This is a genomic window from Rhizorhabdus histidinilytica (assembly GCF_900167915.1).
Classification (GTDB): domain Bacteria; phylum Pseudomonadota; class Alphaproteobacteria; order Sphingomonadales; family Sphingomonadaceae; genus Rhizorhabdus; species Rhizorhabdus histidinilytica.
Genome location: NZ_FUYM01000003.1, coordinates 12,931 through 28,828 on the forward strand (window position 1 = coordinate 12,931; position 15,898 = coordinate 28,828).

The following is a 15,898-nucleotide window of genomic DNA, read 5'->3' on the forward strand; positions in this document are numbered from 1 at the left end:
ACAATCAGGGCAGCGCAGCGGAAACCGCCTGGACGAAAGCTCTCGACAGGGCGTAGTCGCTCTCCTCACCTGGGGTCCTCCAGGCGCGGTTCATTGCGATCACCAGCTTCCGCTTCGGGTCGACATGGATGAGCTGCCCGAACACGCCATGCGCGGTATAGGTGCCGGGCGTGTCGATCCACCACTGATAGCCGTAGCCGGAGGCCTTGCCGGCCTGCTGCGCGGGCGCCGAGGGAATGGTGGCTTCGGCGATCCATCCCTCGGGCAGGACCTGCCGCCCGCCGGCCATGCCGCCTTCCAGCATGAACTGACCGAAACGGGCATAGTCGCGCGTGGTGGCGTTGGTACCGCCGCCGCCATATTCGATGCCGCCCTCGGCCGTGAGCATCCAATAGGCGTCGGCCTCCATGCCGAACGGCTTCCATATCCGTTCGCTGAGATAGGAGGACAGCGAAGCGCCGACCGCTGCGGCAACGACCTCGCCGAGCAAATAGGTCTCGCCGGTGCGGTACTGGTTGTACATGCCGGTCGGGAAAGCCCGCTTGAGGCCCGTCATATGCTTCAGGATCGCGCCCGGCTGGTTGCGCGCCGCGATGATGGCGAGATGCTTGCTGATGTCGGACGTGCGATCGAGATAATTCTCGTTCCAGGCTTCGCCGCCCGACATGCGCAGCAGGTCGCGGATCGTGGCGTCGTCGAAGGCGGTATTCCTCAGCACCGGCACATATTTCGCGACCCGATCGGTAACGGACTTGATATGCCCGTCGTGGATCGCCGCGCCGACCATTGTCGAGAGGATCGACTTGCCGGCCGAGAAGGACATCCACTTGCCCGCCCGGCCATGACCGAGCGCATAGTCCTCGCGAAGGATCGTACCGTTCTGGACGATGACGAGGGCGGCGACCCGGCTCGCCTTCACGAAGGCGGCCGTGTCGAGCTGCTCGCCCAGATGATCGAACGTGACGTCGAAGCCGGTTGTCGCCTGTTTGAAATCATGGATCTTGCCGCCGGCGGAAATGACCCGCGTGGCATAGAGCTTGTCGATGTGGGAGAAGGCGTAGACCTGATCCGCGCCTTCCAGGAACAGCAGCTTGTCGGCGAAGGGGTGCATCGGCCCCTGCCCGGCCATGGCCACCCCTGGCAGTGCGAGGCCGCCGGCGAGAATCGTCGCGGCCACTACCGCCATCCGTCCGAATGCTCGACGGGTGATCACGGCATCGGACATCGCTTCCCTCCCTAATCGTCACGGCCCGCAGACGTCGCGTTTGCCCCACGATCGACCGACCGGTCGATCATTGGCTATCAGCGGATTCCCCGCTGATCAACGCAGGATATGGCCGGGATGCTGCCACGCCGGGCCGGGAGGGGGAACCCGGCCATCGCTCGGCGGTTCAGCGCGCAAAGGAACTGGCCATGCCCCTGAAGCTCGACGGATCGTGCCGCTGTGGCAGGATCCGCTTCTCCGCCGACAGCCACGCGCCGGTGCCATTCATGCGGTGCTATTGCTCGATATGCCGCAAGACCGCAGGTGGCGGCGGATATGCGATCAACCTCCATGCCGACAAGCGGACGCTGAAGGTCGAGGGCGAGACCGCCATTTTCCACGCCGAGCTGGACGACGGCCGGGGCGGATGCCGTGTCAGCAGCGGCGAGCGGCACTTCTGTCCGGCCTGTGGCAGCGCGCTATGGGTGTTCAGCCCTGAATATCCCGAGCTCTTCCATCCCTTCGCCTCGGCCATCGATAGCGAGCTGCCGAAAGCTCCGTCGCTCGTCCACATGATGCTCGCATCAAAGGCTTCATGGGTCGAAGCGGAGATCGGCCCGGACGACCAGTGCTTCGAGGAATATCCCGACAACGCGCTGGAGGACTGGCATCGATCGCATGGCCTCTGGATCGATTAGCCGCCAAGGTGGAGCAGAACGGCAGGGCACTGCGATCCTGTGCCGAACAATTCGGGGCTTTCCGATGAAAGACGGGGAATATCCGGCCATGAAATTGCTGGGGATCCTGGCGGCGATCGCGATGGGCCTGGTGGCGGCGTCTCCACTCGCCGCGCAGGAGGCCGCACCTGCCTGCCATGTCGGCGCCTATCGGCTGACCGACGGATCGATCGTCGACATCGGCAAGGCGCCGGGCGCCAAGCTCCGGTGGCGGAAAATGGACGGCCGCACCGGCCTGCTCACGCCCGGCGAGGGTGGCCATTGGCGCAGTACGCTCGGCTGGACCGACCGGCCCGACGGAAAGGATGCCGTGTTCGGCGCCTGCGGCGACAGTGCGATCCGCTTCGACGGCGCCGCTGGCCGCCGCCTGGATTTCGACATGCGGGAGGCGCGCTTCGCAAGTGGAGACGCCACGCTCAGCGGACGCCTGATCCTGCCCAAGGGCGCGGGCAAGGTGCCGATCGTGGTGCTCGTCCATGGATCCGAGCATGATTCCGCGCGCGATTTCTACGCGCTCCAGCGCCTGTTCCCCGCGGCCGGCATCGGCGCGTTCGTATATGACAAGCGCGGCACCGGCACCTCGGGCGGGACCTATACGCAAGACTATCTCGTCCTCGCCGAGGACGCGATCGCGGCGGCGCGCGAGGCGCGGCGGCTCGCCGGCGATCGCGTGGGACGGCTCGGCTATCAGGCCGGGAGCCAGGGCGGCTGGGTAGCCCCTCTCGCGGCGAAGATCGAGCCAGTCGATTTCGTCATCGTCGGCTTCGGCCTGGCGGTATCGCCGCTCGACGAGGAGCGCGAAGCCATTGCCGAGGGCATCAAGCTTGGCGGCTATGGACCGGACGTCGTCGCCAAGGCGCTCGCCTTCGCCGAAGCCAGCATCGCCATCCTCAGCAGCAACTTCACCGCTGGCTTCGACCGGCTCGAGGCGGCGCGCGCACGATACAAGGACGAACCCTGGTTCCGCTTCGTCCGTGGCGACGTGACGCATATATTCCTCGAAACGCCCGAGGCGGAGCTGCGCGCCCGGGGTCCCGCCCTGTTCGCAGGAATCCCGCTCCACCACGATCCGATGCCGATCCTGCGCAACCTCGACACCCCTCAGCTCTGGATGCTCGCCGCCGACGACCTCGACGCACCAAGCGGAGAGACATCGCGGCGTTTGCGGCGGCTGATCGCCGACGGCCGCCCGATCACGCTCGCGGTCTTTCCCCGCACCGAGCACGGCATCTTCGAATATGAATTGAGCGCGGGCGGCGAGCGGCTCTCCACCCGACAGCCCGAAACCTATTTCCGGATGATGACCGATTTCGTCCGGTGCGGACGGATAGACGGAGACTATCCGGACATCGCCGTCGCCGGGGCCCAGCCTCGGTAGCGGCGCGTATCGGCGGAAGCGCAAGGCGCTTCCGCGTCAAACGATCAGGCTCAGAACCGCACCTTGGCCCGCGCGCCGAAGGTCCGCGGACGGCCGTAATAATAGCGATCGGCGATCGCGGTCGGGCGCGATCGGGTGACCAGCGAGATCATCCGGCTGTTGTTCAGATTGGTGCCGAACAGGCTGAATTCCCAAGGCCCCTTGTCGTAGGTCACCGATGCGTTGACCGTCTGGTAGGCCGGAATCTTGCGGCGCAGCGGATCGGTCTCGTTGAACTCGGTATAGCTGTTGCCGCGCATCTGGAAATCGCCCGAGAAGGTCAGCGATCCGTCCTCCAGCGGCACGACATAGGCGGCGTTGGCGGCCACCGTATATTTGGGGAAATAGGGCACCCGATCGCCGTCGACCGCTCCGGCATTGGGGATCGCCCCATTCGCCTGCGCATCGGTGTAGGAGGCGTTGACGCCGATGGTCAGCGCATCGCTGAGCTTGAAGCGGCTTTCCAGCTCCAGGCCCATGCTGCGGACCTTGCCGGCGTTCTGGGTGAAATAATAGCCACAGTCGAGGTTGCGGTTGGTCTGCACCTTCTTCCAGTCGACGTAGAAGGCGGCGACGTTGAAGGTCACCCGGCGATCGAAGAACTGCCCCTTCTCGCCGACCGTGTAGCTCCACAGATTGTCGGGGCCGAAGGTGAGCGGTGCGCTGGTCAGGCCCGCCGCCGCCAGCGCCGCGCCGCAGAAGGACGCCGGCACGGGCTGGTTGACGCCGCCATAGCGGAAGCCGCGCGCCGCCTCGGCATAGAGCATCAGGTTCTCCTGCGGGCGATAGGCGATCACGGCGCGCGGGTTGAAGCCGTTGGCCTTCTCGGTCCCCGCCTGGGTCAGCGGCTGACCCGGCGCCAGCGATCCGGCGACACCCGAGTAGAACAGGTCGAAATCCTGCTTGAAGTCGAAATAGCGCAGGCCGCCGGTCAGGTCGAACTTGCCGAGCGTCAGCGTCGCCTCACCGAACAGGGCGAACTGATGCTCATTGATGTTCTGCAGCCCCGAGAAGACGTCGTTGGGCTGGAACGCCTGATAGTCGGTCTGGCTGTTGAAGGTCGGATCGCCGATGATCGCGCCGAAGGTGGAGTCGAAATCGGTGGTCGGCGTGTCCTGGTAATAATGGCGCTTGGTCTTCTGGTAATAGGCGCCGACCGTCCAGTTGAACCGGTCGGATTTGGCCGACACCAGCCGGACCTCCTCCGAGAAATCCTTCACCCGGTTGTCGACGATGCCCAGCGAGACGAATGACGGGATGCCGAACAGCGCGGCGGTGTCGCCATAGTCGCTGGTGTTGTGCGTCTTGCGGTCGACATAGGAGGTCGATGCGGACAGCGTGGCGAAACCGAAATCATAGGCGCCGGTGACGTTGTAGATCTTCAGATTGTCGTCGAAGACCTCGGGCACCGCGGTGATGTAGCTGTAGCGCGAACGACCTGCATAGCCGGCATTGGTGCCGTTCACGTCGAGCTTGGCGAAGGTGAAGCTGGCGTCGAGCGTGAACGCCGGCGACGGCGTCCAGCGCGCGGCGACGCGAGCCTGGGTGCTCTCGTCGCTGTTGGCGTTCTTCTTGCCAAGGCCGGTGTTGTCGATGAAGCCGGCATTGCGCCCCTGATAGCCGCCGATCCGGACCGCCAGCGTGTCGCTGATCGGGGCGTTGACGATGCCGCGCAGTCCATAGTTCAGATTGCCGCGCTTGGTCGTGGACAGGATGCCCTCGGCCGAGCCGGAGAAGCCGTTGGTGTCCGGCTTGGCGGTGATGTAGCGGATCGTGCCCGCCATCGATCCGGCGCCGTAGAGCGTGCCCTGCGGCCCCCGGATCACCTCGATCCGTTCGAGGTCGAACACCTTGAGCTCGGGGTTGCCGCTCTGCAGCGCGAGCGGCACGTCGTCGAGGTAGATCGCGACCAGCGGGCGGTCCTGGACGTTGGTGACCGATATGGTGCCGGTGGTGATGCCGCGCATGTCGACGCGGTTCACGCCCGGCTGGGTCTGCTGGACGTTGATCGAGGGGGCGACGTTGGCGATGTCGGCGAGGCCGCCCTGCCCCTTGTCGGCCAGCGCGGTCGGGCTGATGGCCGAGATGGCGAGCGCGGCCCGCTGGATCGACTGGCTGCCCTGGCGGTTGGCGGTGACGATGATGTCGTCGCCCGACGGCGCCTCGCCCGATGCCGCCTGCGCCTGGGCGGAAGCCGCCGTCAGGGCCGTGCCGATCGCGGCGATCGAGGCGAAGGCCAGAATTGATTTCCCCATCTTTACGTCCCCTTTATTATCGCTTGTCTCGCCGATCTTGGCTTTCTCCGTTCAGATCATTAGCCGAGTTGGGAGCGCACCAATCATCCGACCCGACCTAATTTTGAGGGAGTCGGACGCGATCAGAGTCTGTTTGTGAATGCACCCGTCGGCGCATTTCCAAACAGACTCTCAGGCCGCGACGTCGATCGCGAGCTGTTCGCGCAGCCGATCGCAGTACCAGCCGACGAAGCGGTCGACATATTCCTCGGCCTCGGGCGAATAGGGGCCGGGGACATAGCCGGCGCCGTTGACGCCGCGCTGGTTGTTCTCGGCCAGTTCCCGGTCCTGCAGGTTGGTCTCCATCCAGACATGGGTGAGGCGGTCGAGATCATAGTCGACGCCTTCGATCGCATCCTTGTGGACCAGCCATTTGGCGACGACGGTGGTCTCCATCGGCCCGGTCGGGATCGCCGAGAACATGAAGGCGTTGTCGCCTGCCGCATGGCAGAAGCTGTTCGGCTCGGTCGCCCAGCGCAGCGTGCCGATGTCGCCGCCGCACGCCTCCACCATAGGCTTCGCCACCAGCGGCGAGCCGTCGAGCGAGAAGGATTTGGCGCCCGGGTTCAGCGGGAAGCGGGCGACGTGCCACCAGTCGCCGCTACGCGGGCCGACCTCCAGCCCCGCCGCCGCCATGCGCTCGGCATAACGGGCGAACAGCTCGACCTCGTCCTTCTCGGTGCTGTCCGCGGCGCTCAGCGGGAAGGACAGTTTCAGCTCGGGATGGCAGGCCGCGCAATGGTGGCATTCGCGGCCATTCTCCATCACCAGCTTCCAGTTCGCCTTGTCGACGATGGCGATGCTGGTGGCGAGCTTGGCCTCCGCCAGCCGATGCGGCGCCAGCATCGGCTCCAGCGCCGCGCGGAACGGCGCGAAGTCGGGCGCATGCGCGGGCGAGAGGCAGACATAGACGCAGCCACCGACGCATTCGACGCCGATCGGGTTCAATCCATGCCGATCCTTGTCGAAATCGGCCGCCATCCGCGCGGCGGTCAGCAGCCGGCCGTCGGGGCCGTAGGTCCATTGGTGATAGGGGCAGACGAGGCGCGGCGTGCGGCCATGGCCGTCGGCGCAGATCTGCGCGCCGCGGTGCCGGCAGCTATTGAAGAACCCGGCGATCGTGCCGTCCTTCTGCCGCACCAGCAGGATCGGCGAGCGGCCGATGGCGAGCGCGAGATAGCTGCCCGGTTCGGCCAGTTCGGCCTCGAATCCGACCAGCAGCCAGGTCCGGTGGAAGATCGCCTCCATGTCCACGTCGAACAGGTCGGCGTCGCGGTAGAAGGGCTGCGGAAGGCTGTGGTGCGGCTTGCGCGCGTCGAGCAGTGACTGGATCCGAGATGCTTCGATCATGAAAATACTCCCTGATCGAATATTGACGCGGACCCCCCGGCGCGCGCCAATGCCAAATCACCAAGCACGGCATGGCATTTTGGAATGATCGATCGACGACAGCTCCCCCTCAACGCCCTGCGGGCGTTCGAAGCCACCGCCCGCCGGGCCAGCTTCACCGCCGGCGCGCAGGAGCTGAGCGTCACCCAGAGCGTGATCAGCCGCCACGTCGCCAATCTCGAGGACATCATCGGCCGCAAGCTGATCGAGCGCTCGGCGCAGGGCTTCGGCCTGACGCCGGAGGGCGAGGCGCTGCTACCCGTGGTCGAGCAGGCGTTCGACGACATCCAGGCGGCGATGAACCTGATGGGCGCGTCGCGGACGCTGCGGGTCCATATGCCGCCGGCCTATGCCAATGCGATCGGCATGCCGCTGCTACGCGCCTTCCGGAAGGAGCATCCCGACGTGGCGATCCGCGTCGGCAGCAGCTACGTCACCGGCTCGCCCGAGGAGAAGGTCGACGTCGCGATCCTGTTCGACCATGTCCGCGGCGACCGGCCCGACCGACACCTGCTGCGCCGCATCCGCTTCACCCCGATGTGCGCGCCCGAGGTGGCGGCCCGCGCAGCGGGCCGGCCGCTCGCCGACGTCCTCGCCGGCGAGGAACTGCTCCACGTGCTCGTCGATGGCGAGGCTTACGACCATCTCTGGACCGAGTTCGGCGCACGACGCGGCGTGCCGATTCCGGCCGGCCAGGGCATGACCTTCGAAAGCTTCGTCTTCGCGGCCGAATATGCCGCCGGCGGATCGGGCATCGCGCTGGGCGACGCGGGCGCGCCCGCCCCCGCCCCGCTGGTCGCGCCCTTCCCCGACGATATCGCCGAGCTCGACTTCGGCTATTATCTCGTCGTCACGCCCGACGGGGCCGGAGACCCGGTGGTCGACCTGTTCCGCCGCTGGATTCTCGGCCGCCCCGACGCGGCCTGACCACCGGGAACCCCGGAAAACCGCCGTTACGCGCTCTCACCAGAAAGCCGCTGGACAACACAATACAGTAGCGTATTCTTGTACGTCGGGACCACGCGCAGCCGCCGGCCGCACAGCCTCCCACTATCCCATGACATCAGGAGAGATGTTGATGGACGCAATGGTGCAGTTGGATCGGTCGCCCTGTGCTCCCTTCTCGGTCCGCCAGGGCCGCCTCGGCGGTGCGGTGTTCCTCCAGGACGTGTTCGACGTGCTGGGCGACGATCCAAAGGGAGCCGTCGTCTCGCGTCTGGTCCGCCCGAACGAGACGCTGGTCGGCGCCAGCCACCAGTTCCGTACGGGTTCGGAGACCGGCCATTGCGGGCTGGTCCGCCTCGCATCGGACCTGTTCGTGCTCAACACCAACCTTTCCTTCCAGCAGGACGCGCTCTGCCCGGTCATCGGCGAGGACTTCATCGAGCTGCACTTCCGCCTGTCGGGCCGGCTCAGCCTTTATCCCGAGGGCGACGGCATCGAGACGGTCGATGTAGACAAGGGCAGCCTGCTCGTCTGGCGCCAGCCGCAGGGCATGAACATCATGGAGCGGCTGCAGGCGGACGAGCGCGAAAGCTCAATGACCATCTATCTGCGGCCCTCGGCGCTCGAACGTTATTTCGGCGACTATGCCGCCACACTGCCGGCCAATGTCGCGGTCGGGCTGGGCGCGGAGAGCAAGGGTCTCTTCTTCCTGCGCATGGCCTGCTACCCGCGCCTGATCGAGCTGGTGCGCGAGCTGTGGTCGCTCGACATCGCCCGAAGCCGCGGGCTGGTCCGTGCCGAGGCGCTGGTGATGATGATCCTGTGCGAGGTCGTCTCGATGCTGGAGGACGCACACGACGATTCGACCAGCCTGTGCCGCCTTTCCGACACCGACGTCCGCTGCCTGCGCAAGGCCCGCGACCTGATCCGCAGCCAGTACACCCCGCCGCCGACGATCGACGAGATCGCCCGTGCCATCGGCCTCAGCGCCACCAAGCTCAAGAGCGGCTTCAAGGCACTGTTCGGCAAGAGCATCTCGCAATATGCCAACGACCTTCGCATGGACCATGCGCTGGAGCTGCTGCGCAAGTCCGACATCCCGATCCTGCTGGTCGCGGAGATGCTGGGCTATGAATATCAGAACAGCTTCACGGTCGCCTTCCGGCGCCAGTTCAACGTGCTGCCCAAGGATTACCGGCGCGATCCGATGATCCTGGCCGACGCGTCCCGCGCCTGTTGAGGTGGACCGGGGGGACTATCTCGACGGGCTGCGGCGGGCCTATCTCGGCGAGCTCGGCGGCGCCGCTTTCGCGCGCGCCTTCGGGAACCGCGACCGCACGCCCGGGGGACGCGAAAGCTGCGCGCTGATGGAGCGGCTGGAGACGGCGACCGCTCGCGTCGTCGAGCCGCTGATGGAAGCCCGGCCGAGCCGCGACGCGATCAACAAAGCCGAACGGCGCGGCGCAGCGCAGGCGGACCGTCTGGCGACGTGGACAGCCTTCATCGACCATACCGCACACCGGCTGGACGGCCATGTCGACGCGTTCGTCCGGCTGCGCGACGCCGCTCCGGCTGCCGACCGGCCGGCGCTCGACCTGCTCGTGGGGCACGAGATCGCCCTTCAGCGCTTCGGCACGGCCGGCCTCACCGGCGACGCCGACCCGAACGAACCGCTCCGTGCCGCGATCGCCGCTGCGGAACGCCATCTTTCCGCCCAGGCCTGAGGGCCGGGCCCTCCTTCGAAAGCACCGCCATGACCTCTGCTTCCGCTGCCCGAACGTCCGACAGCATCGCGCTCATCCTCGCCGTCGCGGTGGCGAGCGGCATCGCCCATCTCGGCACCTCGACCATGCCGTTCCAGGTCGGCGCGCTGATGGACGGGCGCGGGCTCAGTGCCAGCCTGGCTGGCGTGTTTGGCCTGTTCGAGATCGGCGCGCTGGCGATCTCCATGATCCTGCTGTCACCGGTCGTCCACCGCTTCTCCTCGGTCACCATCTCGCTGGCTGGCGCGGCGCTCGCGGCGCTCGCCCATGCGATCATGTTCCTGATCCCGACGACCCTGCCACCGCTGCTCGCTTGCGCGACGCTGGCCGGGATCGGCTATGGCCTGGTGTTCGCGGCGGCGATCACCGGCGCGTCGACCGCGCGTAATCCCGATCGGGTCTATGCCTTGGGCAATGTCGGGGCGATCCTGTTCATCGTCGTCATGATGATGATCATCCCGCTCGCCAGCGCGCGGCTCGGCGCGATGGGTGCCTTCCCGGCGATCGCGGCGCTGATCCTGATCGTAGCACCGGCGATGCTGCGCTTCCGATCGCGACCCGCCCTGCTGACGCCGCCGCCGGCGCGCGTCCTGTCGCAACCCGCCACCATCGCACTGCTGGTGATGTGGGCCTGCTATTCGCTCGGCACCGGCGCGCTCTGGAGTTTCGCCGAACGGATCGGCACTCGCCTCGCCATCGATCCCGAGATGATCGCGACCATCCTGTCGGCCAGCACGGCCTGCGGCGTGCTGGGCAGCGTCGTCGCGGCGCTGATCGGCGGCCGCCTGCCGCGCGTGCCGGCGATGCTGGTCGGCCTCGCCGGCACCGCGCTGTCCTGCGTGCTGATGGGCTATGCCGATGGGACGGTCAGCTTCGCGCTGGGCGTGCTGACCTATTGGATCTTCTACATGTACCAATATGCGCTGTTCCTCGGCACCGCGGCGATGTTCGACGCGGAAGGGCGGCTCGGCACGCTCGGCGGCGGCTGCGAACGGCTCGCCTTCGCGGTGGGCGCGCCGATCGGCGGGCTGATCGTCGACCATGGCTCGTTCGGCATGCTGGGCCTGCTCGGCTTCGCGAGCTGCATCATCACCATCCCGGTCTGCATGCCGATCGTCGCCCGCACCTTGCGGCAGCGGGCCGCCGCGACCGACCGATCGCATGAAAGTCCCGACCGATAGACTGAATACGCACCCGCGCCCTGACTGGTAGCATTCCGCCAGGGATAAAGAGGGGACGGATCGATGACCGCCGAAAATTGCAATCAACCGATGCGGCGGGCGCTGCTCCAGGCGGCCTCGGCGGTGACGCTCGGCAGCCTGCTGCCCTGGACCGCCGAGGCCGCCTGGCCGCTGCCCGAGAAGCGACCGGTCGAGATGACCGAGAATATCTGGGTGACGGTGCGCGACGGCACCCGGCTCGCCTGCCGCCTCTGGGTGCCGAAGGGCGCGGACAAGGCGCCGGTCGGGGTGGTGCTGGAGGCGCTGCCCTATTCGAAGCGCGACGGAACGCGCGGCCGAGACAATGCCTGGGCCGATCAATTCTGTCCCTATGGCTTCGCCTATGCCAGGCTCGACCTGAGCGGCTCCGGTGAATCGGACGGACTGCTCCACGACGAATATCTGGCGCAGGAACAGCAGGACATCGTCGACGCGATCGCCTTCCTCGCGCGGCAGCCCTGGTGCAACGGCTCGGTCGGCATGCGCGGGATCAGTTGGGGCGGCTTCAACAGCCTGCAGGTCGCCGCGCTCAACCCGCCTGCGCTCAAGGCGATCGTCACCGCCTGCTCGACCGACAACCGCTATATGGACGACGCCCATTATATCGGCGGCGTCCTCGGCCTCACCTGCCTCCATTGGGGGACGATGTTCCGCAACGTGCTGGTCGACGCGCCCGATCCCCGAATCGTCGGCGACCGCTGGCGCGACATGTGGATGGACCGGCTACGCAACCTGCCCGCGGTCCATGCCGAATGGATCCGCCACGCGACCTACGACGCCTATTGGAAGCACGGCTCGGTCGAGCAGGACTATGGCGCGATCAAGTGCGCCGTCTATGCGGTCGGCGGCCAGGTCGACGCCTATTCGGCCGCCATCCCCCGCCTGCTCGAAGGGCTGAGCGCACCGCGCAAGGGGCTGATCGGCTCCTGGGGCCACCAGTTCCCGGACGGCGGCAACCCCGGCCCCGGCCTCGACTGGGTGGTCGAGGAGGTGCGCTGGTGGGCGCATTGGCTGCACGGCGTCGACACCGGCATCATGCGCGAGCCGATGCTGCGCGCCTATATCAACGAGCGCACCCCCAGCGAGGTGTGGCCGGCCGACACGCCGGGCCATTGGGTGGCCGAGGCGCAATGGCCCTCGCCCGCGATCCGCAACCGGGTCTGGCACCTCAACGAAGCAGGCCTCGCCGCGCAGCCGGGCGCCGAGGCGCAACGGACGATCGCTCCCCACCAGACGCTCGGCACCGCGAAGCGCGAATGGCTGCCCTTCAACATGGCGCTCGACCTGCCCGGCGAGCAGTCGCACGACGACGGCCTCGCGCTGGTGTTCGACAGCGCGCCGCTGGCCGAGGATGTCGAGATGCTCGGCATCGCCAAGGCCAGGCTGCGGATCGCCGCCGATCGCCCGGTCGCCAAGGTGGTGGTGCGGGTCAACGAGCTACTGCCGGACGGCAAGAGCTGGTCCGTCACCTATGGCGTGCTCAACCTCACCCACCGCGAGAGCCACAGCGATCCGAGCCTGCTCGAACCCGGCAAAGCCTATGACGTGACGGTGCCCTTCGCCTATGGCGCGCACCGCTTCAAGAAGGGCAGCCGCATCCGCGTGGCGATCTCCGAGGCGCTGTGGCCGATGCTGGCGCCCTCGCCCGAGCCGGTGACGCTCGCCGTCACCACCGGCGCGTCGCGGCTCGAGCTGCCGGTTCGTCCCTACCGCGCCGGCGAGAGCGTCGGCGACCTGCCGGCGCTGCTGCGCGACCGCCAACAGTCTGCCAAGATCGGCTTCATGTCGGTCGAGGGCGAGACGATCCGGCAGACCGGCCCCGACGCCGACGGCAAGGTGACCGTGATCCGCAACGATCCCGCATCGCGGTTCACGATCGACGACATCGCGACCGACCGCACCGGCCAGACCCGCATGGAGCTGAGCATCGTCGACGGCGACCCGACCAGCTCGGTGTGGCGGGTGACGGCGGGCTGGGGCTCGACGCGCGCCGACTGGGATTTCCGTACCCTCGCCACCACCGAGCTGCGGATGACCAGCCGCGAGTTCATCGTCACCGAGACGATGCAGGCCTTCGAACGCGACAAGGTGGTGTTCGAGAAGACCGAGGAGAACCGGATCGAGCGCCGCTTCTCCTGATCGATCGCGCTATTGATCGAGGAAGCGCTCGACCACCAGTTCGAACCGGTCGGGCTCCTCTTCGAACGGCTGGTGGCCGCTATGCTCGAAATAGTCGAGCGTCGCGCCGGGGATCGCCTTGCTGATCGCATAGGCGACCGTCGGCGCGACATTGGCGTCGAAGCGGCCGTTGATCACCAGCGTCGGCACGTGGAGCGTACGGAGCCTGGGGAAGAGGTCGAGCTTCATCGCGTCGAGCATGACCGCGGTGCAGACCTCCTGCGAGAAGGCGCTGTTGTCCTCGACGGCCAGGCGCGGCTGGTTGCGCTGGTCGTAATAGGCCATCCGCCCATAATCCTCGAGGCTGTCGGCCTTGCATCCCATCTTCGCCGCCGGGCTGTCGTCGGGCACCTGCCGGGCCGCGATCTCGGGATAGAGCTTGTCGAACAGATATTCGTGCGCCGCGATCTTCGGAGCGCCCGACCCGACCAGAACGAGGCGGGAGACATGGTCGGGATGGCGTGTCGCATAGGCCATCGACAGCAGCCCGCCCCAGCTATGGCCGAGCAGCGCGATCCTCGGAACGCCGAGCCTGACCCGCAGCGCCTCCAGGTCGGCAACCATCATGTCGACCGTGAACCGGTCGACGGCGATGGTCGAGGTGGTGCGTCCCATGCCGCGCTGGTCGTAGAAGACGACCGGGCGGCGCTTCGACAGGCCGTCCCAGACCAGGCTGCCGTGAAAATAGCGATGGTCCAGCCCCGGCCCACCATTGACCAGCACCAACGGCGGCTGGTCACCGCCGCCGATCATCTCATAATGGAGCGTGCCGCCCTCGATCGGCGCGGTGAACGCCTTCGCCGTGTCGGCGGCGACGGCCTCGCCGGTCATCGCGACCAGCATCAGGCCCGCCAGCATCGCCGTCCCGGTTCCTTTCATTATTCCCTCCCCTTTCGTCGTCGGAATCAAGGGACCACCGGCAACTCGATGAACGAGGCGCGGTCCTTGTCGTGATAGAGGGTGGTGCGCGCCGTCACCGGCTCGCTCTGCTCATGGTTCGCGCCGCCCCGGTGTATGTTCCGCTCATATTGCGGGAAATTGGTGCCCGCGATCTCGATGCGCAGGCGATGGCCGGGCGCGAAATGCGAAGCGGCGACGATCTGCTTCAGCTCGACCTTGTAGACACGGCCGGCCTCCATCGGCGCCTCGCGGTCGATCCCGTCGCGATAGCGCAGCCGCTGGATCGTGTCGTAGATGTTGTAGGCCTTGCCGTCGGGATAGACGTCGACCAGCTTCACCGCGACGTCGGCGTCGGGCGTCGAGGTCGACAGATAGAGCGTGGCGTTGACATAGCCCGCGACCTTGAGCGTCCTGTCGAACGGCGCAGTCGTGTAGACGAGCACGTCGTCGCGCCGCTCGATCGCGCTCTGATCGCGCGAGACGTTGCGGTCGCAGCAGCCGCCGCCATGGGTCGGCACGGGGTTCATCGGATCGCTGGCGAAGCGGTCGGGCGCTCCCCGGCCCGGCCGGTCGATCAGCTTGCCGCCGCCCGCCAGCCCGTTCGCGTCGCCCTTGCTGTCGAGGAACATACGGCGCGGCGTCGAGCGCGGCGGCCACGCCTTGTCGCTCACCCAGCGGTTCGATTCGAGCGGATAATATTGGACGCGCGGCATCGCCAGGTCGCCCTTGCCGTCGTCCTTCAGCCAATGGTCGAACCAGCGCAGGATCTGGCCTTCATAGTCGAAGCGGGCATCGCCGATCGGCCGCTCGCCAACCTTGGTGTTCTCGGTCTCGGTCCCCATCGAGCAATGCGCGGTGCCGCCCATGATCAGATATTGGTCGGGTGAATTGCGCGAGAGATATTCGAAGACCTTGGCGGTGCCGTAGCTTTCCAGCGTGTCGTACCAGCTATCGACGTGCAGCATCGGCACGCGGGTGCTGTCCCCCGTGTTGAGGAAATCATAGTCGCGCCAGCGCGGATCGTTGGGCTTCATCGTGATCAGCCGGTCGAACTCGGACTCGGGCGAGCCGGTCGCCTTGAGCACGTCGCGGCTCGGCAGGTGCTGCGCCCAGTCCCATCCTTCGGGTGGGTTCGCCGCGGCCGAATAGGTGGCGATCAGCGCCTCCCGTTCCCGCTGCGAGACCCCGGCCGGCAGCTTGGGATGATAGCGGTGTCCCTGGCTGCGATACCAGGCCGCCCAGTCGAACGAGGGCACGCCGCCGGTATAGAAAATGCCCTGGTCGGCGAAGCCGGGAATGACGCCGATGCCGGTGGCCGCCGCCATCGCCACCATCGCCTTCAGACCGGGCGGATTGCGCTTGGCGAGGGCGAACTGCACCTCGCCGCTCGACGAGCAGCCATAGGCGCCGACCTTGCCGTTCGACCAGGGCTGCGACGTCACCCATTTGACGCTGTCCTCGCCGTCGTCGGCGGCGCCCTTCATCCAGTGATATTCGCCCTCCGACCATTGGGTGCCGCGCGCGTTGACGACGACGATCGCATAGCCGGCATGGACGAGGCGGGAGACGGTCGCCCCGCCCAGCTCCCAGGACGGATCATAGGGCGACTGGATCAGGATCGTCGGCAGTCGCTCGCCGGCGGGCCGGTTCGGCGTGACGAGGGTGGCGAACAGCCGGGTGCCGTCGCGCAGCGTGACCGGAACGCCGCGCTGCACGGTCGCGGCGCCGCGGACCTTCATCAGGTCGAGCAGGTCGACCGGCGCCTGCGGGGCCGCCGCCGGGGCCGTGCCCGACAGCAGGGCGACCAATGCAAGGGCCGCAGCCAAGGATCGACGACGCATGATGACCTCC

Annotated in this window: 12 protein-coding genes; 7 read left to right on the forward strand and 5 right to left on the reverse strand. The window is 67.1% G+C overall.

Translation table 11 applies throughout. The features are described from left to right. Positions 1-4: 4 nt before the first annotated feature. Complete coding sequence (locus B5X82_RS06690) at positions 5-1,225, reverse strand: serine hydrolase domain-containing protein (RefSeq protein WP_079647356.1); 1,221 nt, start codon at positions 1,223-1,225, stop codon at positions 5-7. Between the two features lie 188 nt (positions 1,226-1,413). Between B5X82_RS06690 and B5X82_RS06695 the strand changes: the two genes are divergently transcribed. Both B5X82_RS06695 and B5X82_RS06700 read left to right on the forward strand, forming a co-directional pair. After that, entirely contained in the window at positions 1,414-1,902 is a 489-nt protein-coding gene (locus B5X82_RS06695; protein WP_079647357.1) for a GFA family protein, read from the forward strand. 88 nt (positions 1,903-1,990) lie between these two features. Then, positions 1,991-3,319 (forward strand): alpha/beta hydrolase family protein, encoded by a 1,329-nt coding sequence (locus B5X82_RS06700; protein WP_235862616.1) that lies wholly within the window; start codon positions 1,991-1,993, stop codon positions 3,317-3,319. Between the two features lie 50 nt (positions 3,320-3,369). On the opposite strand, the gene B5X82_RS06705 is transcribed toward B5X82_RS06700, so the two are convergent. Both B5X82_RS06705 and B5X82_RS06710 read right to left on the reverse strand, forming a co-directional pair. After that, positions 3,370-5,613 carry a TonB-dependent receptor gene (locus tag B5X82_RS06705; RefSeq protein ID WP_079647359.1) on the reverse strand — a complete coding sequence of 748 codons (2,244 nt, stop codon included), beginning with the start codon at positions 5,611-5,613 and terminating at the stop codon, positions 3,370-3,372. A gap of 171 nt (positions 5,614-5,784) precedes the next feature. Further along, positions 5,785-7,002: an aromatic ring-hydroxylating oxygenase subunit alpha gene (locus B5X82_RS06710; protein ID WP_079647360.1), complete on the reverse strand. Its 1,218-nt coding sequence runs from the start codon at positions 7,000-7,002 to the stop codon at positions 5,785-5,787. An 84-nt stretch (positions 7,003-7,086) separates the two neighbouring features. On the opposite strand from B5X82_RS06710, the gene B5X82_RS06715 reads away from it, so the two are divergent. The 5 genes from B5X82_RS06715 (at position 7,087) to B5X82_RS06735 (ending at position 13,108) form a co-directional block, all read left to right on the forward strand. Continuing rightward, positions 7,087-7,968, forward strand: a complete 882-nt coding sequence (locus B5X82_RS06715; RefSeq protein ID WP_079647361.1) for a LysR substrate-binding domain-containing protein — start codon at positions 7,087-7,089, stop codon at positions 7,966-7,968. A gap of 151 nt (positions 7,969-8,119) precedes the next feature. Further along, positions 8,120-9,226, forward strand: coding sequence for a helix-turn-helix transcriptional regulator (locus B5X82_RS06720; RefSeq protein WP_223811275.1), 1,107 nt, complete (start codon positions 8,120-8,122; stop codon positions 9,224-9,226). Position 9,227: 1 nt separating this feature from the next. Further along, positions 9,228-9,710: a hypothetical protein gene (locus tag B5X82_RS06725; RefSeq protein WP_079647363.1), complete on the forward strand. Its 483-nt coding sequence runs from the start codon at positions 9,228-9,230 to the stop codon at positions 9,708-9,710. A 29-nt stretch (positions 9,711-9,739) separates the two neighbouring features. Then, the gene (locus tag B5X82_RS06730; protein WP_235862617.1) at positions 9,740-10,930 is read left to right on the forward strand and encodes an MFS transporter; all 1,191 of its coding nucleotides are present in this window, start codon (positions 9,740-9,742) and stop codon (positions 10,928-10,930) included. A gap of 63 nt (positions 10,931-10,993) precedes the next feature. Further along, on the forward strand, positions 10,994-13,108 hold the full coding sequence (locus B5X82_RS06735; protein WP_079647364.1) for a CocE/NonD family hydrolase: 2,115 nt from the start codon (positions 10,994-10,996) through the stop codon (positions 13,106-13,108). 9 nt (positions 13,109-13,117) lie between these two features. Here the strand turns inward: B5X82_RS06735 and B5X82_RS06740 are convergent, their stop codons facing one another. Together B5X82_RS06740 and B5X82_RS06745 are read right to left on the reverse strand one after the other, a co-directional pair. Then, positions 13,118-14,026, reverse strand: a complete 909-nt coding sequence (locus B5X82_RS06740; protein WP_079647365.1) for an alpha/beta fold hydrolase — start codon at positions 14,024-14,026, stop codon at positions 13,118-13,120. A gap of 26 nt (positions 14,027-14,052) precedes the next feature. Beyond that, on the reverse strand, positions 14,053-15,888 hold the full coding sequence (locus B5X82_RS06745; RefSeq protein WP_079647366.1) for a CocE/NonD family hydrolase: 1,836 nt from the start codon (positions 15,886-15,888) through the stop codon (positions 14,053-14,055). Between the last annotated feature and the right edge of the window lie 10 nt (positions 15,889-15,898).

Coding starts and splice junctions, on each gene's coding strand:
- B5X82_RS06690 (WP_079647356.1), bottom strand. CDS start 1,225: ATGTCCGATGCCGTGATCACCCGTCGAGCATTCGGACGGATGGCGGTA.
- B5X82_RS06695 (WP_079647357.1), top strand. CDS start 1,414: ATGCCCCTGAAGCTCGACGGATCGTGCCGCTGTGGCAGGATCCGCTTC.
- B5X82_RS06700 (WP_235862616.1), top strand. CDS start 1,991: ATGAAATTGCTGGGGATCCTGGCGGCGATCGCGATGGGCCTGGTGGCG.
- B5X82_RS06705 (WP_079647359.1), bottom strand. CDS start 5,613: ATGGGGAAATCAATTCTGGCCTTCGCCTCGATCGCCGCGATCGGCACG.
- B5X82_RS06710 (WP_079647360.1), bottom strand. CDS start 7,002: ATGATCGAAGCATCTCGGATCCAGTCACTGCTCGACGCGCGCAAGCCG.
- B5X82_RS06715 (WP_079647361.1), top strand. CDS start 7,087: ATGATCGATCGACGACAGCTCCCCCTCAACGCCCTGCGGGCGTTCGAA.
- B5X82_RS06720 (WP_223811275.1), top strand. CDS start 8,120: ATGGACGCAATGGTGCAGTTGGATCGGTCGCCCTGTGCTCCCTTCTCG.
- B5X82_RS06730 (WP_235862617.1), top strand. CDS start 9,740: ATGACCTCTGCTTCCGCTGCCCGAACGTCCGACAGCATCGCGCTCATC.
- B5X82_RS06735 (WP_079647364.1), top strand. CDS start 10,994: ATGACCGCCGAAAATTGCAATCAACCGATGCGGCGGGCGCTGCTCCAG.
- B5X82_RS06740 (WP_079647365.1), bottom strand. CDS start 14,026: ATGAAAGGAACCGGGACGGCGATGCTGGCGGGCCTGATGCTGGTCGCG.
- B5X82_RS06745 (WP_079647366.1), bottom strand. CDS start 15,888: ATGCGTCGTCGATCCTTGGCTGCGGCCCTTGCATTGGTCGCCCTGCTG.